The sequence below is a fragment of the Microbacterium sp. B19(2022) genome (genome assembly GCF_012030385.1).
GTDB lineage: Bacteria > Actinomycetota > Actinomycetes > Actinomycetales > Microbacteriaceae > Microbacterium > Microbacterium oxydans_B.
In genome coordinates this window covers 1-24,225 of the sequence record NZ_JAAUVO010000002.1, presented here as the reverse complement: position 1 = coordinate 24,225, position 24,225 = coordinate 1, and the positions used below count along the sequence as shown (strand labels likewise).

Here is a 24,225-nt window from a genome sequence, read left to right as displayed (position 1 = left end):
CGCCCTCAGGCGTCGCGCGATCGCCAGAGCAGCCAGACGAAGTACGGGGCTCCGATCAGCGCGACCACGAGTCCGGCCGGCAGCTGCGCGGGCGCGATGACCGTACGCCCGATGGTGTCCGCGACTCCGACGAGCAGACCGCCCAGCAGCACCGCGACCGGAATCACCCTGGCGTGCCTGGCGCCGACGAGGGCCCGTGCCGCATGCGGGGCGACGAGTCCGACGAAGCCGATCACGCCGATCGCCGTCACGCTGAGGGCAGCGAGCACCGCCGCCACGACCAGCAGCGTCAGGCGCACGGGCTCGAGGCGGATGCCGACGAGGCGCGGGGTGTCCTCGTCGAGGGACAGCACGTCGAGCTCGCGACGGCTCATCACCACGAACGGCAGCGCGATGGCCAGCACGATCGCCAGCGGCAGCACCTGCTCCCACACCCGGCCGTACGTGGTGCCCGACAGCCAGGTGTAGATCTTCGGGGTGTCCCAGGGGTTCGACCTCAGCAGGAAGAAGGTCGTGAGCGACACAGTGAAGTACGAGACGCCGATGCCGATCAACAGGAACCTGTCGGCGTTTAAGCCGCCGCGCCACGACAGCAGGTACACGAGGGCGAAGGCCAACAGCGCACCGGCGATGGCACCCGCGATCATGCCCGCGGTGGAGGAGACGGCACTCGTGATCACGAGCACCGCGCCGAGGCCGCCGCCGCCCGTGACGCCGAGGATGCTCGGGTCGGCGAGCGGGTTCCGACTGACCCCCTGGATGATGGCGCCGGACAGCGCGAGCGCCCCACCGGCGACGACCGCGGCCACGATGCGCGGCGCCCTCTCGTCCAGCGCGAAGGCGATCGCGGGCGGAGCCTCACCCTGCAGCCACAGCGCGATGTCGCCGGTGAGCAGCCAGGTGTGCCCGGCGAGCAGGCCGAGGACCAGTACCCCGATCACCCCCAGCACGACGATCGCCATGGTGATGCGGAAGCGGAGTCGGCTGCGCACGCCGAACCGCACCCGCGGAGGCTCTCGCGTCGGCCCGGCATCGCGCAGGCGCCGCGCCATGAGCACGAGCACGATCGCTCCGAGGAGCGTGGTCGCGACACCGGTCGGGATGAGGATCGCCGCCTCGGCCCCGATGATCGCCCGCAGCAGAGCATCCGAGAGGATCACGACGATCGCGCCGAGAAGACCTGCCGCCGGGATCAGGAGCAGGTGGCGGTTCAGACTCGGCACCACCCGCGTCAGCAGGCGGGCGAGCACAGGCGCGCACAGCCCGACGAAGCCCATCGGCCCCGCGAGCGTCACCGACACCGCGGTGAGCGTGACGGCGAGCAGGATGCCGATGGCCCGCGTCGAGCGGATCGGCACACCCAGGGAGGATGCCGTGTCGTCGCCGAGCGCCAGGATGTCGAACCGCCGCGCGAGCAGCAGGGCCGCCGCCGTCACCACGACCACGACCGGTGCCGCCTGCAGGAACGCGGTCAGCCCCAGCTGCGACAGGCTGCCGCTTCCCCACGCCAACAGACCCTTGGTCTCCTCGTCGAAGAGGATGAGCAGGGTCGAGGTGCCGGCCTGGAACGCGAGGGCCAGCGCCGTGCCCGCGAGGATCAGCCGCGTGGTCGACGACCCCGCGCCACCGGCGAGGCCGAGCACGATCCCCGCGGCGATGAGGCCGCCGGCGAACGCGACAGCCCCCGAGGCCCACACCGGCACCGCGATGCCGAACGCCGCGAGGGCCGTGACTGCGAGGTAGGCTCCCGCGGTCACGCCCAGCGTGTCCGGCGAGGCCAGAGCGTTGCGGGCGAGCGACTGGAGGAGGATGCCGGCCACGCCGAGCGCCACCCCCACGGCGATGCCCGCGGCGAGGCGTGGAACCCGAGACCCCCACAGCACCTCGGTATCGGCGAACACGGCGCCGCTCGTGCCCTGGGTGAGATGCCAGCAGGCGACGGCGACGAGCACGACCGCGAGGGCGACGAGCACCCCGATGCCCGTCAGCAGAGCGCCCGGCCGGCGTCCCTCCGCCCCGTCGGGCGCGACGCCGGGAGCCGGGCGCGCCGGTTCCGTCGTGGCCGCCGCGTCGTCGAGGCGAAGGGCTTCCGTCACTTCGAGAGCACCTCGACGTAGCCGTCGATGATCTGCTGGGTGGAGCGCGGTCCGCCGAACGTCCAGATCCCGGCGGGGAACGCGGTCAGGCGGTCATCGGCCACGGCGGGCAGCGAGGTCCAGGCGGGGTTGTCCTGCAGCGCGTCGATGAAGCTCTCCGACTCGGGGTCTTCGGTGCCGGTGTAGAACAGGCTGGCGTCGCCGACCGTCGTCATGCCCTCGACATCGGTCTGGCCGAGGCCGTAGGTGGGGTCGACCTCGCCGGTCCAGGCGTTCTCGAGACCGAGCTTCTCGCCGATCTCACCGACCAGTGAGCCCTGACCGAACGGGCGCAGCGCGACGTTGCCGCCGTCGACCCAGCCGTCGAAGAACACGAACTCCTTCGTGGGCAGGTCGAGATCCGCGAGTTCGGCCGATGCCGAGTCGAGGTGCGCCTGGAACTCGTCGGCGACGACCTCGGCGCGCTCCTCGCGGCCGGTCACCTGGGCGATCAGGTCGAGCGTGCCGAGCATCTTCGCGATGGGGTCGGCGGCATCCGCACCGATGGTCGCGAGCACGGGCACGTCGTAGGCCTCGAGCTGGGAGACGATGGGGTCGTCCGCGGCGCTGACCTCGACGATCACCAGGTCGGGCTCGGTGCCGAACAGCGTCTCGAGGTTCGGCTCCTGGCGGGTGCCCACATCGGTCACACCCTCCGGGAGCTCTTCCGCGGTGACCCACGTGCTGTACCCCTCGGCGTCGGCGACCGCGACCGGGGTGACGCACAGCGACAGCGCATCCTCGATCTGCTGCCACTCCAGCACCGCGATACGCTCGGCGGGCTTGTCGAGTTCGACCGTGCGGCCGAGGTCGTCCGTGACCGACACGGCACCCGTCGAGGTCGCGGTGGTGTCGTCGCCGCAGCCCGCGCTCGTCGAGGCCGAGGCATCGGAGTCGGAGGCGGCGGGGGCCCGGGTGGTGCCGCAGCCGGCCAGGGCCATCACGAGCGCGCCGCCGAGGGCGATCAGGGCGAGGGGCTTCTTCTTCATTCGGTTCTTCCTCCGGGAGGTGTGAGGGGGTTCAGGATGCTGCGCGGGCGCGGTGCCGACCGTGGTGACGACCGCGCGGGAGCACACGCACGAGGCCGGTCTCCTCGTCGATCTCGGTGTCGATCCGCAGGCCGTACACGTGCGAGAGGTTCTCGCCCGTGAGCACCTCGGCGGGGGTGCCCGCCGCGTGCACTCGACCGGCGTGCAGCAGCACCACGTCGTCGGCGACGGATGCCGCGTGGTCGAGGTCGTGCAGCACGACGCCGAGGGCGGTGCCGTGGTCGTCGGCGAGCTCGCGCACCAGGTCGAGCGTCTCCACCTGGTAGCGCAGGTCGAGGTGGTTGGTCGGCTCGTCGAGGAGCAGCACGCCCGTCTCCTGCGCCAGCGCGGTCGCCAGCCACACGCGCTGCAGTTCGCCGCCCGAGAGCTGGTCGACGGGGCGGGCGGCCATCGTGCGGAGTCCGGTCAGTTCGAGCGCCCGCGCGACGGCGGCGCGGTCGGCGTCACTGACGCCAGAGAAACGGCCCCGGTGCGGATGGCGGCCGTACGCCACGACGTCGGAGACCTCGATCCCGGACGGATGCGGCCGCGACTGCGAGAGCATCGCGACGGCCTTGGCGAACTCCTTCGCCGAGAGGGCGGCCGCGTCACGCGTCTCGTCGCCGCCGATGCGGACCCTCCCCGCCTCGATGCGGTGCAGGCGGGCGAGGGCGCGCAGGACGGTCGACTTGCCGCTGCCGTTCGGTCCGATGAGGGCGGTGACCCGTCCGGGCGCGAGGCGCAGCGAGACGTCGTGCACCACCCGGGCTCGGCCGTATCCGAGCACGAGGGATTCGCCCTGCAGGGCGTGGGGCGCTGTCGTCGTCATGTCAGCCCCGCATCGCGACGCCGCGGCGCCAGTAGCCCATGAACGCGACCTGCCCGCGGTCGACGCCGAGGTCCTTGACGAGGTGGCGGCGCAGGGTAGTGACCACGCCGCTCTCCCCCGCGATCCAGAAGTAGCGCTCGGCCGGAGCATCCGCCCGGTCGATCTCTTCCCCGAGGCCGGAGTAGTCCGGCGTCTCCCAGAGCAGATCTTCGCCGTCGATGTCCTTCACCCGGATCTCCTCGGCGGCGTCGGCGTCTCCGAGGTAGCCGAGCACCGCGGGGATCAAGCGCAGACCGTGCGGGTCACCCGCGTCGCGCGGCAGCCAGTGCACCTCGACACCGGCCGGCACGTCGATGCGCAGGATGTCGGCGGGCGACGGCACCTCGATGAAGGCCACTCCGCGCAGGTCGCGGGGCGCGTCCTCCAGGATGCGGGCGATGGCGGGAGCCGCCGTCTCGTCGCCGGCGAGCACGACCGATGCCGCGGTGCCCGGCGCGAACTCGGCGCCGCCGTGGGCATCCACGTCCACGCCCCGCCGCGGTCCGACCAGGTAGAGCTCCTGCCCGACCGCGGCCTGACTCGCCCAGAGCGACGCGGGTCCGGTGAGCCCCGGCTCGAGGTGAAGCACGAAGTCGACGTCCACCTCGGTGCCGGTCTCGGGATCGACCCGCAGCTCGCGCACGGAGTAGGTGCGCATGGAGCCGCGCTCCTCCTCCGGCACCGCGAGGAACGACTGCCACCAGTTGTCCGAGGCTCGATCGAGTTCGGGGAGGATGCCGGATGCCGGCGGGAAGACCAGCTTGATGCGGCTGTCGAACACCTCGCCGGGCGTGCCGAACTCGAACAGGTCGTCGCCACCGAATGTCACGCGCACGAACGAGGGCGAGACGCGGACGACGGCGCGCACCTCGGCGCGGGTGAGGATGTAGGTCGGACGCTCGGTGGTGGTCGTCTCAGCGGACATGATGCCTCCCGATGGGTGTGACCATCGGCTTGCCGGAGACCGGGTCGATGGTGATCTGATTGGCGAGGCCGAAGACCTCTTCGACGAGCTGTGCGGTGACGATGTCCTGCGGGGCGCCCGTCGCGTGCACCCGGCCGTCCTTCATCGCGACCAGCTCGTCGGCGTAGCGGGCCGCGAGGTTGAGGTCGTGCAGCACCATGACGATGGTGGTGCCGCGCGAGACGCTCAGGTCGGTGAGCAGGTCGAGGACCTCGACCTGGTGCGCGACGTCGAGGAAGGTCGTCGGCTCGTCGAGCAGCAGGATGTCGGTCTCCTGCGCGAGGGCCATCGCGATCCAGACGCGCTGCCGCTGCCCGCCGGAGAGCTCGTCGACGCTGCGGTCGGCCAGGTCGGTGATGCCGGTGGCGTCGAGGGCATCCGCCACCACCTCGTAGTCGTGAGTGCTCCACCGCGCGAGCATCTTCTGGTGCGGGTGCCGTCCCCGCCCGACCAGGTCGGCCACCGCGATGCCCTCCGGTGCCACGGGCGATTGCGGCAGCAGGCCGAGGATGCGGGCGACCTCCTTGGTGGGCCGGGCGTGCACGGACTTTCCGTCGAGCACGATCTGGCCCTCGGTCGGCGACAGCAGGCGGGCGAGCGAGCGCAGCAGCGTCGACTTGCCGCATCCGTTGGCCCCGACGATGGTCGTGATGCGGCCGGGGGCGATCTGCAGGTCGAGGCCGTCGACGACGGTGCGGTCGCCGTAGGCCAGACTCACGCCTTCGGCGGACAGGCTGTGCGAGACGGTCATAGCGAACCCCCGGAGCGGTTGGTGCGGATGAGCAGGTAGATCAGGTAGGGAGCGCCGACCACGCCGGTGATGACGCCCACCGGATACCGGGTGCCGAAGGCGAACTGGCCGATCAGGTCGCCGCCGAGCACGAGCACGGCCCCGACGAACGCCGACGGCAGGAGCAGGTTGGCACCGGGCCCCGTGATGCGGGCGGCGATGGGTCCGGCCATGAACGCGACGAACGCGATAGGACCGGTGGCCGCCGTCGCGAATGCGAGCAGCGCGACCGCTCCGAGGATGAGCAGCAGGCGCGTGGCGTTGACCCGGATCCCGAGTCCGGCCGCCGAGTCGTCCCCGAGCTGCAGGGCGCCGAGCGCGCGGCCCTGCGACAGCATCAGCGGCACGATCACGGCCGCGGCGATCGCCATCGGCAGCACCCGCTCCCACGACGCGTTGTTGAGGCTTCCGGTCAGCCACTGCATCGCGGTCTGGATGTCCCAGTTCGCGGCGCGCGACAGCATGTACGAGATGACGCTCTGCAGCATCGCGGCGACGCCGATGCCGATCAGGATCAGGCGGGTGCCGGCGAAGCCGCCCTTGATCGAGAGCAGGTAGATCGCGAAGGCCGTCACGACCGCACCGCCGAGGGCGAGCAGCGACACCACCGGCCCGTTCACCGACAGCACGACGATGCCGAAGACCGCGGCCGCCCCGGCGCCGTTCGAGATGCCGATGATGTCGGGAGAGGCGAGCGGGTTGCGCAGCATCGTCTGGAAGCAGACGCCCGCCATGCCGAAGCCGATGCCGGTGAGGACGGCCAGGATCGCCCGGGGCAGCCGCAGATCGCCGACGGTGAAAGACGCTCCGGGCACGGTCTCGCCCAGGATCACGCGGATGACCTCGTCGAGCGGGTAGAACGTGTTGCCCACCATGAGGGCGACCGTGAACAGCACGAGCAACAGGATGCCGAGCACGATCGTCGCGATCGCGTGGCGGCGGTGGCGCGCGCGACGTCCCGCGACGATGCGTGCGATCCGCGCGGATGCCGGCTCGTCGGCGCGGTCGAGGGTGTGCTCGGTGTGCTCGGTCGTGCTCACAGCTCACGCACCTTCTGCCGACGGACGATCCAGATGAAGAACGGGGCGCCGATGATGGCGGTGATGATGCCGACCTGGATCTCCTCCGACGAGGGCGAGATCACGCGGCCGATGATGTCACTCGCGGTCAGCAGCGCGGCACCGGCGATGGCCGAGAACGGCAGCAGCCAGCGGTGATCGGTGCCCACCAGCATCCGGCACATGTGCGGGACGATGAGGCCGACGAAGCCGATGGGCCCGGCGATGGCCGTCGCGGCTCCCGCGAGGATCACCGCGCCGAGCGCCGAGATCATGCGCGTGCGGAACACGTGCTCACCGAGGCCCTTGGCCATGTCGTCGCCGAGGGCGAGGGAGTTCATGCCGCGCGAGCTCAGGAAGCAGATGAGGGCGCCGACCGCGAGCACCGGTGCGGTGAGCGCGATGCGGGGCCACTCCGCACCGCCGACGCCGCCGATCTGCCAGGACTGGAACGTCTGCAGCAGGTCGACGCGGGGCAGCATCACCGCGCTGATCAGCGAGGCGAAGGCCGCCGAGGTCGCCGCCCCCGCGAGGGCGAGCTTGAGCGGCGTCGCGCCCCCGCGTCCGAGGGAGCCGACCGTGTAGACGAAGACGGCGGCGATCCCGGCCCCCGCGATCGCGAACCCCATCTGCCCGTAGGGGTTGCTGAGCCCGAAGAAGGCGATGCCGCAGACGACCGCGAGCGAGGCGCCGTTCGAGACGCCCAGGATGCCGGGATCGGCGATGGGGTTGCGGGTCACGGCCTGCATCGTGGCACCGGAGAGGGCGAGCGCGGCGCCGACGAGGAGGGCGAGGACCGTGCGCGGGATGCGCTTGACGATCGCGGCCTGGGAGATCGTGTCGGTGTGGCCGCCGAGGGCCGCGACGATGTCGTCGAACGAGACCGCGCGCACGCCGAACGAGATCGACAGGATGCTGAGGATGACCAGGACCACGAGCCCCACGAGCAGCCAGAGGGTGCGCACCAGCACCGGGCGCCGCAGGTCTGCGGCTCCCGGTGCGGGGGCGATGACGGTTGCTGAGGTCACGGGGGATTCACTCCGCTGATGCGGATCGAACGGTTACTTCGACAGCGGCGCAGCCAGGAGTGCGAGGTAGTCGCTGAGGCCCCACGGGATGGACAGCGGCGACGGGTTCGCGGATGCGGCGACCGGCGTCGCGTTGGGGAGGATCGCGATGCGCCCCTCGGCGATGGCCGGGATCTTCGACAGCAGCGGGTCGGCCTGGAGCTGAGCGATGAGCGCGTCGTCGCCGTAGGTGACGAACACGTCCACGTCGGCGAACTTCGCGACCTCCTCCGCGCTGACCGTCAGGTCGAACTTCTCGGTGTCTGCGGTGTCTTCCACGATCGATGGGAACGGCAGACCGAGGTTGTCGTGCAGGTAACCGGGGCGCGTGTCGATCGCCGTGTAGTAGCCGATCTGGCTCAGGTCGGCCGGGTCGAGGTACGCGAACAGGACCTTCTTGTCCTTGAGTTCGCTGTTCGCCTCGAGCGCGGCCTCGGCGTCGGCGTGCAGCTCGTCGATCAACGCTTCGCCCTCATCCTCGAGGCCGAGTGCCTTCGAGTTCATCTCGATCATGTCGTCGACCGAGGTGCCCCACTGGACCTCCGGGAACGCGACGACCGGGGCGATCTTGGAGAGGGTGTCGTACTCCTCCTGGGTGAGACCGGAGTAGGCGGCCAAGATCACGTCGGGCTCGGTGTCGGCCACAGCCTCGTAGTCGATGCCGTCGGTCTCGTCGAACAGGACCGGCGTCTCGGCGTCCAGCTCGTCGAGCTTCTCCTCGACCCACGGCAGCACGCCGTTGTCGTCGTCGTCGCCCCAGGAGGCCTTGCTCATGCCGACCGGGACGATGCCGAGCGCCAGCGGCACCTCGTGGTTCGCCCAGGCGACGGTCGCGATGCGCTCGGGCTTCTCGGTGATGGTGGTCTCGCCGTAGGCGTGCTCCACCGTGACGGGGAAGGCATCCGCCGAGGCCGGGTTGCCACCGGCGGTCCCGGTCGATTCCGGCGCGGAGGAGGCGCAGGCGGAGAGGCCGACTGCGAGTGCAGCGGCCGCGCCGATGGCGAGGATTCGAGAGGTGCGCACAGGCGTTCCCTTCGGGGTTCGGGGTGAGGGGGCGGCGCAAGAGGTGCGCCCAGCCTTTGGTAAGCCTGGCCTAATCTAACACGGAGGTTAGGGCGACCTCACTTCGAGTCCCGGTACCCCGCGCAGCTGCGGGCACAGAAAAAGCCGGCCGGATCCGTGAGGATCCGGCCGGCTTCAGGAAGTCAGCGCGCGCTCAGAGAGCGCGGATGTTCGCCGCCTGCATGCCCTTGGGGCCACGCTCAGCGTCGAATTCGACCTTCTGGTTCTCGCGGAGCTCCTTGAAACCGGAGCCGGCGATAGCCGAGTAGTGGGCGAAAAGGTCGTCCGAGCCGTCATCGGGAGCGATGAAGCCGAAGCCCTTTTCCGCGTTGAACCATTTCACAGTGCCAGTGGCCATGTGTTTCTACTTTCTGTTGACTTAGCCGTTTACACGGCCTACGCCGAATCGGAACATCCGAGACGCGCGCACAGTCACGCTACCACGGCAGGCTGACCAGAAGCACTGTGCGACGGATTCTTCTGCAGAAGAGCCGCCTCGGTGCGTGTGCTGACCCCGAGTTTCCGCAGTACGGCGGACACATGGACGCTCACGGTCTTGACGCTGATGAACAGCCGCTCGCCGATCTGGCGGTTGCTCAGCCCCTCGGCGATGAGCTCGAGCACCTGCTTCTCCCGCGCGGTCAGCGGGTCGGTGCCGGCGGAAGGCTCCGCGACGAGGCGGAGCCCGAGCCCCGCATCGGTCGCGAAACGGGCGACGGCGGCCTGCAGCTGCGCATGCCCCAGGGCCTCGGCGATCTCGGCCGCCTCGGCCAGCACGGTCGACGCACCCGCACGGTCGCCGTCGTGCACCCGCATCCGCGCCTGCTCGAGCCGGAGCACGACGCGGAAGGTGACCGGAACGTCGTCGCCGTCGGCACACAGCAGCGCCGCATCGAGCGAGTCGGACTGCGGGTCGAGCAGGGCCACGAGGATCGTCGACCAGGCGTCGTCTTGCAGCTGCGCGGGCTGCGCGAGCCAGGCGGTGCGAATCACCTCGGCCGCATCGGCGACCTCGGACCCCTCTGCCCGCAGCTCGGCGAGGAGTGCCCCGCCCTGCAGCATCAGTCGCCGCTGGTGCAGCAGTGCCGGCCGTTCATCGCGCAGCATCTCGAGGATCGTGTCGAGCGCACCGCGAAGGTCGCCCGCGCTCTCGGCGACCGCGACCGTCATCATGACCCGGTCGTACCAGATCTGCCGCTCCGAGATGCCGGTCTCCTCGAACGCCGGCAGCCACCTCTGCAGCATCTCCGCCGCCTCGGATGACCGGCCGCGCCAGGCCAGCACCCGCACATGGGTCATGCTCATGTACATGCGGAACACCCGCAGAGTGCCCTGCACGAAGTCGCGCGACAGCATCTCTTCGACCCGGTCGATCTCGCCCAGTTCGAGCAGCGGCACCACCATGTTCTGCGCCATGATCGACCCCGACGTGCGCTCGACGCGGAGCTCGCGCGCCCGGCGCAGCCCCTCTTCGGCGACCTCGACGGCCTCACGGTAGCGGCCGAGCAGAGTGAGCAGATCGGAATAGTTGACGCGGTAGCGCATCTCGGCGTTCGAACCCGTCGCGAGTTCCCGTGCGCGCTCGTACTCGCGCACGCCCGCCTCGACCTCGCCCAGGTGCGCGAGAGAGCCGCCGCGGACGTTCGCCGCGATCGACAGCTGATCCGTGGACTGCGCCCCTGCGGCCCCGCGCTCGGCCTCATCCGCGAGGCGGATCGCCTCTTCACGGTCGCCCGCGATCATGCGGCGACTCGCGAGTTGGTTGAGCAGCTCGGCGCGGAAGACCTCGTCGTCGACGTGCTCTTCGGCGATGGCCAGGGCCTGCTGCAGCAGCGGGATCGCGCCGAGACGCCCGAGGTTGACCAGATACAGCGCCTTGTTGCGCAGAAGTCGCGCGTGCAGACGCGGATCGACGGTTTCGGGGTCGACCTCGGCGAGCGCGAGGTTCGCGACGGCCAGCGCCCGCTCACCGTCGCCCGCGTTGCGGAGGATCGACCCCAGCACGAGAAGCAGATCGAGGCGTTCGACGCGCGCCGCAGCAGCCGCATCGGGGACCAGCGGCCACAGCTCCAGCGCGAGTTCACCGAAGCGGGCGGCGGTCGCGAACGCGTACTGCGACTTCGCGTGGCGCATCGCATCGGCGGCGGCGACGAGCGCCTTGCGGTCGTCTTGCGCCAGCTGCCAGTGGTACGCGAGCGCGGCAGCGTCGCCGGTGTCCCTGCCCGCCCCCTGGGCCTCGAGCGACTCGGCATAGGCGCGATGCAGCCGGGCGCGCTCACCCGGGAGCAGATCGTCGTGCACAGCCTCACGAAGGAGGGCATGCCGGAAGCGGTAGTCGTCGTCGACCACGACCAGGATGCCGCTGCGCGTCGCCTCGCGGATCGCCTCGTCGAGCTGCTGCTCCGGGACATCGACGAGACGGGTGATCAGCGGATGCGACAGCGGTCGCTCGGCACCGGAGGCGACCTTGACGACATGCTGCGCAGCGTCGCCGAGCCGATCGAATCGGGCCAGCAGCAGGTCGCGGAGGCCGTCGGGAAGAGGGCCGTTCGAGCATCCCGCGATCTCTTCGACGAAGAACGGCACGCCCTCCGCTCGCTCTTGCATGCGGTCGAAGGCGGCTTCGGAGAGCGGACTGCCGGTGATCTGCTCGGCCAGTTCCCGCACCGCGGCTTCGTCGAGCCGGGCGAGCGTGAGGCGCTCGAGCAGACGCGCGCGCGTGGCCTCGCCGATGAAGCGACTCACGGCATCCCCGCGCCTCACGTCATCGCTCCGGCAGGTGAGGAGAAGCAGAATGCGCCCGCGGTCGAGCGCGCGCAGGAGAAAAGAGAGGATGGCGAGCGTCGAATCGTCGGCCCAGTGCAGGTCCTCCACCACGAGAACCTGCGGGGCCCGTTCGGCTGCCGCCTCGATGAGCGAGGCGATGGCGTCGCGGAGGCGCTCGGGGCTGGTGCGCTCGCGATCGGTCGGAGCGTCGACGAGCTCGGGCAGCAGCATCCCCAGCGCCTCGGCGCCCACGCCGACCGACTCACGCACCCGTTCGATGCCCATGCGCGTGACGATCGAGCGGAGGATGCCGGTGAGCGGGCCATAGGGAGTGCGGGAGGCCCCGAGGTCGAGGCACCAGCCCACATGGACGTCGGCGGTGTGCTCGATCTCGGTGGTGAACTCGCGCAGCAGCCGGGACTTGCCTATCCCCGCCTCGCCCTCGACGAGCAGCGCCGCCGGAACGCCCTCGCGCACACCCTCGAACAGCCGGCGCACCTCGAAGAGCTCGGCCGCACGGCCGACCATCGCGGCGCTCGGTGCGGAGGAAGGCATGGATTCATCGTCCCACCCTCCACCGACACCGGGGGCGCGTTCCGCGACGACGATGCTCACCGTGCGGGTGCCGCTGTCGGCTCGCATCCGGAGCTCGCCCGCTCCGAGGCCGCGTGTCCCACGCCGGGACGCGCGTTCGTGGCGCTGCGGCCCGCGTCGCGTGCACCCACAGTGCTGGCCGTCGATCCACGGAAGATGCGCGTCAGCGTCCGACGCACCGCCCCGGGGGAACGGGGAACGATCTGGTCGGCGTGCTCGACGAGCATGCGCCGCCGCGCGGCTGCGCGTTCCATCTCCTCCTGCTGGTAGCCGGTGTACTGCTCGGTGAAGAACGTGTGCTCGAACATGGGATCTCCTCGGCGGTGTGCGGTATCCCTACACTCCGCTCTGAGGTGCCCCGCCGACATCGGACGGATTCCCTATCTTTCTGCCGCCGATGTCTAGGGATGCCGCGGTCTAGGGATCGCGATGCCTAGGCCTGCGGAGACTCGGCGCGCAGCGGCGACCGACGGGCCGAGGGGCGGGACTGCGCCGGCACGAGGATCGCCAGCACCCGCACGAGCGTCGCCATCCACAGCAGTCCGAGCCCGACGACGACGGCTTCGACCCCCGTGGCCGAGTAGAGGCCGAACGGCACCCACAGCACGACGGCCACCACGATGAGCAGGGCGACGCCGATCGACGTGATCAGCAGCGCACGGGGAGGAGCGGGGATGGCGGCCACGGTCGCGGCCGCAGATCCGAGGAACAGGATGAGCGTCGCGAGCGCGGCGATGTCGTGCGGAAGGGGCGCCCGGTGCAGCGGCAGCAGACCGACGGCCGCGAGCGCGACACCGGTCGCCGCCCACAGCGCGACCACCACGGCGATGCGCCGCAGAGCGGAGTCGCCGAGCATCCGGTGCAGGTCGCGGCCGATGTACGAGCCGACGGCCGCGATCAGGAGGCCCGCGACGACGAGCGTGCCGTTGAAGGCCCAGCCCGACCCGAGCTGCGAGAAGTTCTGCTCCCACCAGCGCGGGTCGGCCGAGGTGACCATGGCGAAGAGCGTGCCGATCACGAGGAATCCGAACAGGAGCGCGGAGAGGTCGGCGGTGCGCAGACCGATGCCGGCACCGAACGCGAAGCGACCACCGACGGCCGAGGCGACGCCCGCGAGCAGGCCGCCGCCGACCGCCGCGAGCTGCAGACCCTGGAGGCCGACCGCGAGGATCTCGGCCGTGAGCAGGACCCCCATCACGGTGACCGCTCCGAAAGCGACGGTGAGCGCGACGGTCGAGAGGTCGGAGACCACAGCCTGCCAGCGCGGCATCGGTCCGGTCTCCGCGCGACGGTGCCTCAGCGTGCTGACGAGGAACGCGGCTGCGGCGACGATCCCGGCGATCGCCGCCACCGGCAGCGCCACCGACCCGGGACCGGTGAGCGGGCGCGCATCCCCGCCCAGGAGAAGGATGCCCGCGACGGCACCGACGACGAAGCAGACCGCGGTCGCCCAGACGGCCCTCGTCTCGCCGCGCAGCTTCTCGTCCCGCTCCATGAGCCCATGCAAGCACTCCCCTCGGACGCGCGGAAGATCCCGCGCACCCGGCCTCGCGACTCGAGCCCTGGCCGGCCCGTCAGGCGTGCTGCAGAGCCTTGGGGGTGAAGTAGGTGACCTCTCCGGTCTCGTCCTCGATGCCGAAGATGAACTGCCCGGAGGGCGTCGCGCAGATGTCGATGACCCTTCCCCGCGAACGCGGAGTGATGACTTCGTCACCCGGCTTGAATGTGGTCTTCGTCATGGCGCGATCGTACAACGATGACGCAGCGAGGCCCGGATGCAGGAGCTGCATCCGGGCCTCACGTGCGGTTCGCGTCAGGCGTCGACGTCGCCGCGCCAGGATCCGGTCTCGACGCCGCGACCCTCGATGAACTCCTTGAAGTTCTGCAGGTCCTTCTTGACGGCGTGACCGCCCGCGCCGACGAGGGAGCCGAGCTTCTCGAGCAGGCCCTCCGGCGCCCAGTCCAGCTGCACGGTCACACGGGTCGACGTGTCGTCGAGTTTGTGGAACGTCACGACTCCCGCGTGCTCGGTCTCGCCGCCGGTGCTGTTCCACGCGACGCGCTCATCCGGGTGCTGCTCGGTGATCTCGGCGTCGAACTCGCGGGTCGCGCCGCCGACCTTGACCTTCCAATGCGTGTGGGTGTCGTCGATCTGAGTGATCGACTCGACCTCGTCGAGGAACTTCGGGAAGCTCTCGAACTGCGTCCACTGGTTGTACGCCGTGCGCACGGGGACGTCGACGTCGATGGTCTCGATGATCTGCACCATGTGATGCTCCTCACTTCTCGTCGTTCGTGTCGTCCCATTCAGCCCGCTGCGACGAGGATCGGCGACGGGGTTGACAGCCGCATCGTCGGACGACGATCATCCGCGACACCACGGGACTACCGTTGAGGACATGCGCATCCCCGCCGCGATCCGCGCCTCCCAGCGCTCTCCGCTGCTGCAGGTCGTGAAGTCGGCCGCAGCGACGATCGCCGCGTGGCTCATCGCGGGATGGGTGTTCCCCGCGCAGCTCCCGGTGTTCGCCGCGATCGCCGCGCTCCTGGTCGTGCAGCCCAGCGTGAATCAGTCGCTGTCGAAGGCGCTCGAGCGCAGCATCGGGGTGATCGCCGGCGTCGTGATCGCCGTCGCGCTCGGGCTGCTGCTGGGGTCGCCGAGCTGGATCGTGCTGCTCGCCATCGTCGTCGCGATGCTGGTCGCGTGGATCTTCCGGGCCTCCCCCGGAACCGGCAACCAGGTCGCGATCTCGGCGATGCTCGTGCTGGCGCTCGGATCGTCCAGCCCCGAGTATGCGTTCGCGCGCATCGTCGAGACCCTGATCGGCGTGGTGATAGGCATCGTCGTGAACGCGCTGATCGTGCCTCCGGTGCTGGTCGCCCCCGCGCGGCGCGCCGTCGGACTGCTCGGGCGGGAGCTCGCCGCCAGCCTCGACCGCCTGGCCGTCGCGCTGCCGCAGCCGCAGACGGCCGCACAGCTGCAGGAGCTGATGCTGGAGGTGCGACTGCTGCGTCCGATGAAGGATGCCGCCGACGCCTCCATCGCCGCGGGCGAGGAGTCGCTCACCCTGAACCCGCGGCGCTCGACCCACCGCAGCGAGCTGAAGGAGATGCGGGAGCTGCTCGAGCGTCTGTCGCCCATCGTGACCCAGACGATCGGCATGACCCGCGCGTACTTCGACCACTACGACGACACGATCGGTGAAGAGCCCGCCGTCACCGCGATCGCCGAGCAGCTGCGGCGAGCCGGGCACGACGTGCGCCTGGCCGTGCAGATCGCCGAGGCGTCGCCCGAGCCTGACACGATGACCAGCGCGATCCCCGCGCTCACCGCGCCACTCGTGATCCGGCCGCCGTCGTCGCAGCACTGGATCCTGATCGGCTCGCTCATGGAAGACCTGCGCCGCATCCGGGGCGAACTGCTCGACGAGGACTGACCGACTCCGCCTACGCTGGTGGCATGTCCGACATGACCGTCGCGGAGGCGCTGGGCGAGCTCGCCGCACTGGAAGATCCGAAGATGCGCGCCGCCAACGAGAAACGCGGCGACGACCACGGCATCAACCTCAGCCGGATGCGCGCGCTCGCGAAGCGGATCAAGACCGACCAGCCGCTCGCGCAGGAGCTGTGGGCGACCGGCGAGACCCCGGCGCGACTGCTGGCGCTATTGATCTGCCGCCCCCGCGACTTCACCGCCGACGAGCTCGACGCCATGCTGCGAGAGACCCGTCCGCCGAAGGTCAACGACTGGTTCGTCAACTACGTCGCCAAGAAGACCCCGCTCGCGGAAGAGCTGCGGCTGCGCTGGTTCGACGACGCCGACCCCACTGTGGCGGCGGCCGCCTGGTCGCTCACGACCGTGCGTGTGATGAAGGACGCCGACGGCCTGGACCTGCCGCATCTGCTCGACCTGATCGAGCGCGATATGAAGGATGCTCCGTCGCGCCTGCAGTGGGCGATGAACGAGACCCTCGCCAACATCGGCATCTACCACCCGGAGTACCGCGCGAGGGCGCTGGAGATCGGCGAGCGCCTGCAGGTCCTGGCCGACTACCCCACCGCCCCCGGCTGCACCTCGCCGTTCGCCCCGCTGTGGATCGGCGAGCTCGTGCGGCGCCTCGAAGGCTGAGCTGGTTCAGGGTTGCTGCGTGCTGCCACCCACCTGGCGCGAAGGAGATCTCACGCTCTGAAGGAGACCCTCCGGCATCCGCTCCTTCATTGCGTGAGTTCTCCTTCGGAACGGGCGGGCCCGGCATCCGCCTCGGTGACCGGCAGGCGTGTCCCGCCACGATTCCGCATTTTGAGCCAGTAACGTTATACACTTTATGAGTCGCGGGGGCTCTGGGGTGATCGCATGGGGCGGTCTCTGCCGCGCGCGACACGACCTGGGGAGCATCATGACCACGCAAGACGACCTGAACACACTCATCGCCGACATCGCGCACGACATCAACGGCTTCATCGGCGCATCGGTCGTCGATCTGGAGTCCGGGATGCCGCTCGCCTCGAGCTCGGTCCGACCGGACTTCGACCTCGACGTGGCCAGCGCCTACAACAGCGAGATCGTCAAGAACAAGATGCGCACGATCGAGGCGCTCGGTCTCGACGCGACCTTCGAAGACATGCTGCTCACGCTCGACACGCAGCTCCACCTGCTCAAGATGATCACCCCCGAGATGTTCATCTATCTCGCTGCCGACCGCCAGGCGACCAACCTCGCGCTTCTCCGCTCTGCCGTCAACCGCCACGTGGCGGCCCTGAACGCTTGACCAGGGAGGCCGTGCGCAGCGACGGCCTCGAGGAGATCTCGTGGGTGCGCTCCGCGTCGGTGGAGACACCGATGCGGCGCGCGCGCTGGCGGCACGTGAATCTGCCGAACCGTTACCGGCTCATCTTCGCCGGGCCGGTCGGGGCAGGGAAGACGACCGCCGTCCGGGCACTGAGTGACATCCCGCCGGTCGACACCGACGTTCCGATCTCGGCCGGATCAGCGGAGTACGGCGACGGCGAGAAGACCACCACCACGGTGGGCCTCGACTACGGCGCGTGGAAACCCACGCCCGAGATCGCCGTCACGCTCATAGGGGTTCCGGGGCAAGACCGCTTCGCGCCCGCCCGACGCCGATCCTCAACGGCAGACACGCGCATCCTGCTCTGGCTGCGTGCCGACCGGCCACACCTCGCCGCCGACGCCGCCGCCTGGATACCGCGGTTCGCGGGTGACAGCCATCGAATGGTCATCGCGGTGAGCCACTGCGCAGAAGACGCGCTGAGCACGGTGCGCCAGGAGCTCGCCGAGGTCCTGGCGCGATACGGGATCCCCACGAACCGCGTTCATGCCGCCGACGCCCGCGATCGCGACAGCGTGATGCGAGTCGCCTGCGTGGCCCTTGACCTTCCGGAAGAAGAGTCGTGAACACACACAACCGAACAGACCACCCCCCACTCGCGAACGACGCCGCACACCGGGACGACGCGACCTATGCGGGCGACCCCGTGCTCATGCATCCCGAGATCGCGGCCCACTGGGCGCTCTGGTCGAACGTCGTCAGCCAGGCCGCGCTCACCCGACTACGTCATCTGCAAGAGCGTTTCCCCGAGCTGACGACGGCTGTCCTCTCGACCGCCGACGGCCTGCACATCGCCTCCGTCGGCACCCCGGACGAGACGGGAGAGCGGCTGGCGGCGATCAACGGTTCGCTGTTCGGCGTCGCCAGGGCCGAGGCCGAGATCATCTCCGGCGGGGCGGAACCGAGCCTGTCGGCCGTCGTGTCGGTGTCGATCGGGCAGAGCCAACTCTCGCTGCTCAGCTTCGTGCTCGCGCCGTACGGCCAGCTGCTCCTGTCGGTGTCGGCGGCCGGCGTCCAGGTGGGCACCGTCATCGTGCAGGCACGCTCGGCAGCGTACGAACTCATCACCGCCCTGGGGCTCGCCGGAACCCCCGGCTGAGGCATGGGGTCGCTGGCTACGCTGGGGCCATGAGCACGCACATCGCCGCAGAGCCCGGCCAGATCGCCCCCGTCGTCCTGTTCCCCGGCGACCCGCTGCGAGCGAAGTGGATCGCCGAGACGTTCCTCGACGACGCCCAGCTGTATACCGAGACGCGGGGCATGCTGGGCTTCACCGGCACGTGGGAGGGGCACCGCATCTCGGTGCAGGGTTCCGGCATGGGCCAGCCGTCGATGGCGATCTACGCGAACGAGCTGTTCGACTCCTACGACGTGCAGACGATCGTGCGGGTCGGATCGTGCGGGGCGTTGACCGAACGCGTCAAGGTGCGCGACATCATCATCGCCAACGGCGCATCCACGGATTCCGGCATCAACCGCGTGCGCTTCCACGGACTCGACTACGCGCCGGTCGCGGATTTCGGGCTCCTGCGCGCGGCGGTGGAGGCGAGCGAGGCGGAAGACCTCGAGTCGACCGTGCATGTCGGGCAGCTGTTCTCGAGCGACCAGTTCTACAGCACCCGCCCCGAGCTCACGGAGCCGTTCGTGCAGCACGGCATCCTGGGCGTCGAGATGGAGGCGGCCGGGCTCTACACCCTCGCGGCGTACTACGGGCGGCGCGCGCTCGCCATCTGCACGGTCAGCGACCACATCGTCACGGGCGAGGAGACCACGGCGCAGGAGCGCGAGCAGACCTTCGGCGACATGATCCGCATCGCCCTGCGCGCCGCCACCTCGGCCTAGGCCCGTCGGACCTGTCCTCGCGGATGGGATGATCGAGAGACCATGACTTCCCCACCGCGGCTCGATCCCGCCCTCGTTCCGGACGCCGCGGACCCGGATACCGTCTACCTCGCCTTCGTCGAGTGGGCGGAGTCGACCGGCATCAGCCTCTATCCCGCGCAGGATGAAGCAGTCATCGAGATCGTCTCCGGCAACAACCTGATCCTCTCCACCCCCACCGGCACCGGCAAGTCGCTGGTCGCGATCGGCGCACACTTCGCCGCCCTCGTCGCGGGACGCCGCAGCTATTACACAGCACCCATCAAAGCCCTGGTGAGCGAGAAGTTCTTCGCACTGGTCGACGTGTTCGGCGCCGAGAACGTCGGCATGGTCACGGGTGACTCCGCGGTCAACGCCGACGCCCCGATCATCTGCTGCACGGCCGAGATCCTCGCCAACCTCTCGTTGCGCCAGGGTACGGATGCCGACGTCGGGCAGGTCGTGATGGACGAGTTCCACTTCTACGCCGACCCCGACCGCGGCTGGGCGTGGCAGGTGCCGCTGCTCGAGCTGCCGCAGGCGCAGTTCATCCTGATGTCGGCGACCCTCGGCGACGTCACCGAGCTCGCCGCCGACCTCACCCGGCGCACCGGTCGCGAGACGGCGACCGTGACCGGGGTCGAGCGCCCTGTCCCGCTGCACTTCTTCTACGAGACGACCCCGATCCACGAGACGATCGACGACCTGCTGAACACCGGGCAGGCACCGATCTACGTCGTGCACTTCTCGCAGGCCGCAGCGATGGAGCGGGCGCAGGCGCTGTCGAGCACGAAGGTCGCCACCCGCGAGCAGCGGGATGCGATCGCGGCGCTGATCGCCGAGTTCCGCTTCACCACCGCATTCGGCAAAACGCTCTCCCGCTTCCTGCGTGCCGGCATCGGCGTGCACCACGCCGGCATGCTGCCCAAGTACCGGCGCCTGGTCGAGCAGCTCGCGCAACGCGGATTGCTGCGCGTGATCTGCGGCACCGACACCCTCGGCGTCGGCATCAACGTGCCGATCCGCACCGTGCTGCTCACCGCACTCACGAAGTTCGACGGCACCCGGATGCGGCAGCTGAACGCCCGCGAGTTCCATCAGATCGCCGGGCGGGCGGGTCGAGCGGGGTACGACACCGCCGGAACGGTCGTCGCCCAGGCTCCGGAGCACGAGAGCGAGAACGTCGCTGCCGTGAAGAAGGCGGGTGATGACCCGAAGAAGAAGCGCAAGATCGTGCGCAAGAAGGCGCCCGACGGCTTCGTCTCGTGGGGCGAGCCGTCGTTCCGCAAGCTCATCGACGCGGTACCCGAGACCTTGACCTCGCACATGCAGATCACGAGCGCCATGATGCTCAACGTGATCGCCCGCGGCGGCGACGTCTTCGCCAATATGCGCTCCCTGGTATACGACAACCACGAGCCGCGGAGACGGCAGCGCGAGCTCGCGCTTCGAGCCATCGGCATCTACCGCACCCTCCGCGAATCCGGCATCGTCGAGAAGACTCCGGAGGGCGACATCCGCCTCACGGTCGACCTGCAGCCGAACTTCGCACTCAACCAGCCACTGTCGCCCTTCGCCCTCGCCGCGTTCGAGCTGCTCGACCCGGACCCGGCCGCTGGAACGGGCACCCGCTCCTACGCCCTCGACATGATCTCGATCGTCGAGGCCACGCTCGACGACCCGCGCCCCGTGCTCAGCCAGCAGCAGTTCCTGGCCCGCGGTGAAGCGGTCGCGGCGATGAAGTCGGAGGGCATCGAGTACGAAGAGCGGATGGAACTGCTCGAGCAGATCACGCACCCGAAGCCGCTCGACGAGCTGCTGACCGCGGCCTTCGAGACCTTCAGTGCCGCCCAGCCCTGGATCCGCGACTTCGAGCTGCACCCCAAGTCGGTCGTGCGCGACATGTACGAGCGGGCCATGTCGTTCGGGGAATATGTCGCCTACTACAAGATCGCGCGCTCGGAGGGCGTGGTGCTGCGCTACCTCTCCGACGCCTACCGCGCCGCTTCGCAGACCATCCCGGAAGAGCTGAAGGACGAGGATCTGCGCGACCTCATCGAGTGGCTCGGCGAACTCGTCCGTCAGGTCGACTCCAGCCTGCTCGATGAGTGGGAAGAGTTGATCGCCGGCGTCGACAACGGCCGCTTCGATCCGCACGCCCCCGACGAGCCGATCGTGCCGCCCGCACCGAAGCGCCTCACGAGCAACATCCGCGCCTTCCGCATCCTGGTGCGAAACGAACTGTTCCGTCGTGTGCAGCTCGCGGCGCGAGAAGACGTGGCCGCGCTGGCCGAGCTCGACCCGGGCTTCGGCGCCGACGCCTGGTCCGACGCCCTCGACGGGTACTACGGCGACCACGACGAGATCCTCACCGGCGGGGATGCGCGCAGCTCGAAGCTGCTGATCCTCACCGAGGGCGCCACCTCCTGGACCGCACGGCAGATCTTCGACGACCCCGCCGGCGACCACGACTGGGGCATCACCGCGACGATCGACCTGGCCGCGTCCGACGAAGCCGGTCAGGCCGTCGTGACCGTGACGGGTGTGGACCGGCTGTAGCAGCCTCCGCTCGCGAACGCCTCGGGCGGGCATCTCCCTCACGGGCGGATGCTTTGCGTGAGAATCACCTCCCGAGGGGGAGTTCTCCGCCCGGGAGTGTCACCTCTCAGCGCATTGCCTGCATCAGGCCTGCATGACCGCGAGCACGTTGCCGGCCGGGTCGCGGAACCACGCGATGTCCGGCCCCTGTCCGTTGCCGCGGACGATGCCGCGCGCATCGGAGGGGAACTCGTCGTCGCTGTAGATCTTGGTCTGCACGCCCCGCGCGATGAGCTCGTCCACCGCGGCGTCGACATCCGCCACCGGGAAGTTCAGGATCGTGAAGCTCGCCGGCGTGTGATTCGGCTTCGAGTACACGAGGATCGACCCGCCGCTGGGCAGCCGCAGGTCGAGGAACCCCATCGCGTTGACCTCGACGTCGAGGCCGAGGGCCGTGCCGTAGAACTCTTTCGCCGCGTCGATGTCGTCGACGCTGAAACCGCTGAATGCGTTGTCCGCTGTGAAGGCCGCCATGACTCCATGGTCCGCCGTCGCCCCGCGGTTGTCGAGGGGTTCATCGACGGATGCGGGCCGTGAGCCGGTCGGTCACCCGCAGCGGATCGAACAGCGCCGCGAGACCGCAGCGCACGAGCAGCGCGTGGAGGGCCAGACAGATCGCGACCACCACCGCCGTCAGCAGGAGAGGGCCGACGGCCTCGAGCACCGGTGTCGTCCGCCACCCGGCAGCATGCAGCCCCGCGTCGATCAGTGCCAGCGGCATCATGTGCAGCACGTAGATCGGCAGGGTCCGTCGGCCGATCCACCGCAGCGGTCGCGCGACAACCTCGACGTGCCGGTCGAGGAGCACGCTGAGCGAAACCCCGAATGCCACCGCGACCAGGCAGAGCAGCGGCCATGTACCGGGAACGAGCCGGATGCCGAGCACCGAGACGACGGCGAGTGCCCCTGCGTACCCGGCGGCGAGCGCGACCGCGACGCCCACGCCACTCAGCCTCGCGAAGCGCTCGACGATCGCCCGCAGCCGCAGCCCGACGAGGAAGAAGAACAGGTTCTGCACCAGCTGCCACAGGTTGCCGAGATCAGGAAGGAGACCCGCCCCGGCGACCGCGGCGATCACGAATGCCACCGACAGCACGGCGACGGTCGGGAGCCCGCGCGTCAGCCGCCCGACCGTGAGATACACGGCGAGCGCGAGCAGGTACCAGAGGTTCGTCGGACTGATGGTGAGCTGCGCGAGCAGCTCCCACCCGCTGGTCGCCCGGGCTGTGTCGAACTCCGGCGTGAGCGCGAGCACGACGGTCTGGATGAGCACCCACACGAGGTAGAGCAGCGCGAGACGCCCGGCCCGACGCCGCCAGGAGCCACCGCTCGCGGCGAACACCGCCCGCGCCGCGAACATCCCGGAGACCAGGAAGAACAGCGGGATACGCAGCGGCAGCAGCTGCGCGTTGAGCATCACCCAGGCATCCGTCACCGGCCCCGCGCCCGGGATACCGACCGCGACCTTCGTGACCACGTGCCAGAGCACGACGAGCAGGATGCAGATGCCTTTCGCGACATCCGGCCATCCGACCCGTGGCGCCGGCGCGGTCACGAGGCCGCGCGCACGAGTCGCGAGACCAGGTCGACGTAGGTCACGCCCGCCGCGGCGAACATCCGCGGCACCTGCGAGGCGGCGGTGAGCCCCGGCATCGTGTTGACCTCGTTCAGCACCGGCCCCCGCTCGGTGAGGAAGAAGTCCATGCGCGCGACGCCATCGCACCCGAGCGCATCGAACACGGCGATCGCCGCCCGCTTGAGAGCGGCCGCCTCGGCAGCATCGAGCTGCGCCGGCACCGTGAACCGCGCACTGCCGTCGTACTTGGTGGCCGTGTCGAACAGCCCGGTCGCGTGGATCTCCAGCGGCGGCGCCGCCCACCGGATGCCGCCCTTCTCGCGCAGCACCGCCACGTCGATCTCACGCCCCCGCACGACCTCCTCGACGAGGATGCGCCGATCGAAGCCCGCCGCCTCCTCGAGCGCCGCGAGCAGCTGCCCCTCTTCCGTGACGAGGCCCACTCCATGGCTCGAGCCCGCCGACACCGGTTTGACCACGACCTCCCCCTCGAATTCCACGTCGCCGATGTCGTCGGCGGCGACCAGACGGCCGCGGGCGGTGCCGAGACCCACGGCATCCGCCACGAGCTTGGTCGTCCACTTGTCCATGCCGATGGCCCCCGCCCGCAGCCCCGACCCCACGACGCGCACTCCGGCGAGCGCGCACAGCGCCGCGAGCGCTCCGTCTTCCCCCAACGCACCGTGCACGGCGGGGAACACCACGTCGGTGCGGGTGAGCAGCGGCAGCGCGAGCGCGAGCGACTCGGCCGGCGATCCCCCGTTCGGGCGCCCCTCGACGCGCCAGATCCCGTCGCGGTCGATCGTCACGCACGTGACGTCGTGATCGCCCATCCGCAGCGCCGCGGCCACCGCCGCTGCGGATGCCAGGGAGACCTCGTGCTCGGGATTCTGCCCTCCGCCGATGACCAGCACCTTCGTCGTCATGCCACGCTCCTCTGCACGCGTGCGCCGAGGCCGGTCACGATGGTGTGCGGGATGCTGCCCGCCCACCGCGCCCACTCCTGCAC

24 protein-coding genes are annotated in these 24,225 nt (G+C 70.0%); 7 read left to right on the top strand and 17 right to left on the bottom strand.

Features of this window, described 5'->3' with window-relative positions; translation table 11 throughout:
• Positions 1-5 precede the first annotated feature (5 nt).
• From HCX50_RS01850 to HCX50_RS01785, 14 genes are all read right to left on the bottom strand, one after another.
• Positions 6-2,096 carry a Fe(3+)-hydroxamate ABC transporter permease FhuB gene (locus HCX50_RS01850; protein WP_167632804.1) on the bottom strand — a complete coding sequence of 697 codons (2,091 nt, stop codon included), beginning with the start codon at positions 2,094-2,096 and terminating at the stop codon, positions 6-8.
• Complete coding sequence (locus HCX50_RS01845) at positions 2,093-3,124, bottom strand: ABC transporter substrate-binding protein (protein WP_167632803.1); 1,032 nt, start codon at positions 3,122-3,124, stop codon at positions 2,093-2,095. The genes HCX50_RS01850 and HCX50_RS01845 overlap by 4 nt, the downstream gene beginning before the upstream one ends.
• A gap of 31 nt (positions 3,125-3,155) precedes the next feature.
• Positions 3,156-3,992 (bottom strand): ABC transporter ATP-binding protein, encoded by an 837-nt coding sequence (locus HCX50_RS01840; RefSeq protein WP_167632802.1) that lies wholly within the window; start codon positions 3,990-3,992, stop codon positions 3,156-3,158.
• A gap of 1 nt (position 3,993) precedes the next feature.
• On the bottom strand, positions 3,994-4,956 hold the full coding sequence (locus HCX50_RS01835; protein ID WP_167632801.1) for a siderophore-interacting protein: 963 nt from the start codon (positions 4,954-4,956) through the stop codon (positions 3,994-3,996).
• Positions 4,946-5,746: an ABC transporter ATP-binding protein gene (locus tag HCX50_RS01830; protein WP_091032774.1), complete on the bottom strand. Its 801-nt coding sequence runs from the start codon at positions 5,744-5,746 to the stop codon at positions 4,946-4,948. Before HCX50_RS01830 ends, HCX50_RS01835 begins: the two co-directional genes overlap by 11 nt.
• Positions 5,743-6,825 (bottom strand): iron chelate uptake ABC transporter family permease subunit, encoded by a 1,083-nt coding sequence (locus HCX50_RS01825; protein ID WP_167632800.1) that lies wholly within the window; start codon positions 6,823-6,825, stop codon positions 5,743-5,745. The genes HCX50_RS01830 and HCX50_RS01825 overlap by 4 nt, the downstream gene beginning before the upstream one ends.
• Positions 6,822-7,871 carry a FecCD family ABC transporter permease gene (locus tag HCX50_RS01820; RefSeq protein WP_167632799.1) on the bottom strand — a complete coding sequence of 350 codons (1,050 nt, stop codon included), beginning with the start codon at positions 7,869-7,871 and terminating at the stop codon, positions 6,822-6,824. The genes HCX50_RS01825 and HCX50_RS01820 overlap by 4 nt, the downstream gene beginning before the upstream one ends.
• Before the next feature lie 33 nt (positions 7,872-7,904).
• Complete coding sequence (locus HCX50_RS01815; RefSeq protein WP_167632798.1) at positions 7,905-8,933, bottom strand: ABC transporter substrate-binding protein; 1,029 nt, start codon at positions 8,931-8,933, stop codon at positions 7,905-7,907.
• 193 nt (positions 8,934-9,126) lie between these two features.
• Entirely contained in the window at positions 9,127-9,330 is a 204-nt protein-coding gene (locus HCX50_RS01810) for a cold-shock protein (RefSeq protein WP_017831237.1), read from the bottom strand.
• Positions 9,331-9,404: 74 nt separating this feature from the next.
• The gene (locus HCX50_RS20000) at positions 9,405-12,293 is read right to left on the bottom strand and encodes a helix-turn-helix transcriptional regulator (protein ID WP_167632797.1); all 2,889 of its coding nucleotides are present in this window, start codon (positions 12,291-12,293) and stop codon (positions 9,405-9,407) included.
• A gap of 56 nt (positions 12,294-12,349) precedes the next feature.
• Positions 12,350-12,640: a hypothetical protein gene (locus HCX50_RS01800; RefSeq protein ID WP_167632796.1), complete on the bottom strand. Its 291-nt coding sequence runs from the start codon at positions 12,638-12,640 to the stop codon at positions 12,350-12,352.
• A gap of 125 nt (positions 12,641-12,765) precedes the next feature.
• Positions 12,766-13,827, bottom strand: a complete 1,062-nt coding sequence (locus tag HCX50_RS01795) for a DUF998 domain-containing protein (RefSeq protein WP_167632795.1) — start codon at positions 13,825-13,827, stop codon at positions 12,766-12,768.
• 79 nt (positions 13,828-13,906) lie between these two features.
• Positions 13,907-14,071, bottom strand: coding sequence for a hypothetical protein (locus HCX50_RS01790; protein WP_167381581.1), 165 nt, complete (start codon positions 14,069-14,071; stop codon positions 13,907-13,909).
• A gap of 74 nt (positions 14,072-14,145) precedes the next feature.
• The gene (locus HCX50_RS01785) at positions 14,146-14,601 is read right to left on the bottom strand and encodes an SRPBCC family protein (protein ID WP_029261433.1); all 456 of its coding nucleotides are present in this window, start codon (positions 14,599-14,601) and stop codon (positions 14,146-14,148) included.
• Between the two features lie 130 nt (positions 14,602-14,731).
• Here HCX50_RS01785 and HCX50_RS01780 point away from each other — a divergent pair, with 130 nt between their 5' ends.
• From HCX50_RS01780 to HCX50_RS01750, 7 genes are all read left to right on the top strand, one after another.
• Complete coding sequence (locus tag HCX50_RS01780) at positions 14,732-15,769, top strand: FUSC family protein (RefSeq protein ID WP_167632794.1); 1,038 nt, start codon at positions 14,732-14,734, stop codon at positions 15,767-15,769.
• A 23-nt stretch (positions 15,770-15,792) separates the two neighbouring features.
• On the top strand, positions 15,793-16,461 hold the full coding sequence (locus HCX50_RS01775) for a DNA alkylation repair protein (RefSeq protein WP_167632793.1): 669 nt from the start codon (positions 15,793-15,795) through the stop codon (positions 16,459-16,461).
• Positions 16,462-16,729: 268 nt separating this feature from the next.
• Entirely contained in the window at positions 16,730-17,101 is a 372-nt protein-coding gene (locus HCX50_RS01770) for a hypothetical protein (RefSeq protein ID WP_091033288.1), read from the top strand.
• A complete protein-coding gene (locus HCX50_RS01765; RefSeq protein ID WP_167632792.1) occupies positions 17,098-17,748 on the top strand; it encodes a GTP-binding protein in 651 nt (216 codons plus the stop codon). Before HCX50_RS01770 ends, HCX50_RS01765 begins: the two co-directional genes overlap by 4 nt.
• The gene (locus HCX50_RS01760) at positions 17,745-18,281 is read left to right on the top strand and encodes a roadblock/LC7 domain-containing protein (RefSeq protein ID WP_091032798.1); all 537 of its coding nucleotides are present in this window, start codon (positions 17,745-17,747) and stop codon (positions 18,279-18,281) included. Before HCX50_RS01765 ends, HCX50_RS01760 begins: the two co-directional genes overlap by 4 nt.
• Before the next feature lie 29 nt (positions 18,282-18,310).
• Positions 18,311-19,024 (top strand): purine-nucleoside phosphorylase, encoded by a 714-nt coding sequence (deoD, locus tag HCX50_RS01755; RefSeq protein WP_091032800.1) that lies wholly within the window; start codon positions 18,311-18,313, stop codon positions 19,022-19,024.
• Positions 19,025-19,066: 42 nt separating this feature from the next.
• The gene (locus HCX50_RS01750; protein WP_167632791.1) at positions 19,067-21,601 is read left to right on the top strand and encodes a DEAD/DEAH box helicase; all 2,535 of its coding nucleotides are present in this window, start codon (positions 19,067-19,069) and stop codon (positions 21,599-21,601) included.
• A 123-nt stretch (positions 21,602-21,724) separates the two neighbouring features.
• Here the strand turns inward: HCX50_RS01750 and HCX50_RS01745 are convergent, their stop codons facing one another.
• Genes HCX50_RS01745 through HCX50_RS01735 form a run of 3 tightly spaced genes read right to left on the bottom strand, consistent with a single transcriptional unit; the run spans position 21,725 to position 24,142 of the window.
• On the bottom strand, positions 21,725-22,114 hold the full coding sequence (locus HCX50_RS01745) for a VOC family protein (RefSeq protein ID WP_167632790.1): 390 nt from the start codon (positions 22,112-22,114) through the stop codon (positions 21,725-21,727).
• A gap of 40 nt (positions 22,115-22,154) precedes the next feature.
• Positions 22,155-23,195, bottom strand: a complete 1,041-nt coding sequence (locus tag HCX50_RS01740) for an acyltransferase family protein (RefSeq protein WP_167632789.1) — start codon at positions 23,193-23,195, stop codon at positions 22,155-22,157.
• On the bottom strand, positions 23,192-24,142 hold the full coding sequence (locus HCX50_RS01735) for a D-alanine--D-alanine ligase family protein (protein WP_091032807.1): 951 nt from the start codon (positions 24,140-24,142) through the stop codon (positions 23,192-23,194). Before HCX50_RS01735 ends, HCX50_RS01740 begins: the two co-directional genes overlap by 4 nt.
• Positions 24,143-24,225: the final 83 nt, after the last annotated feature.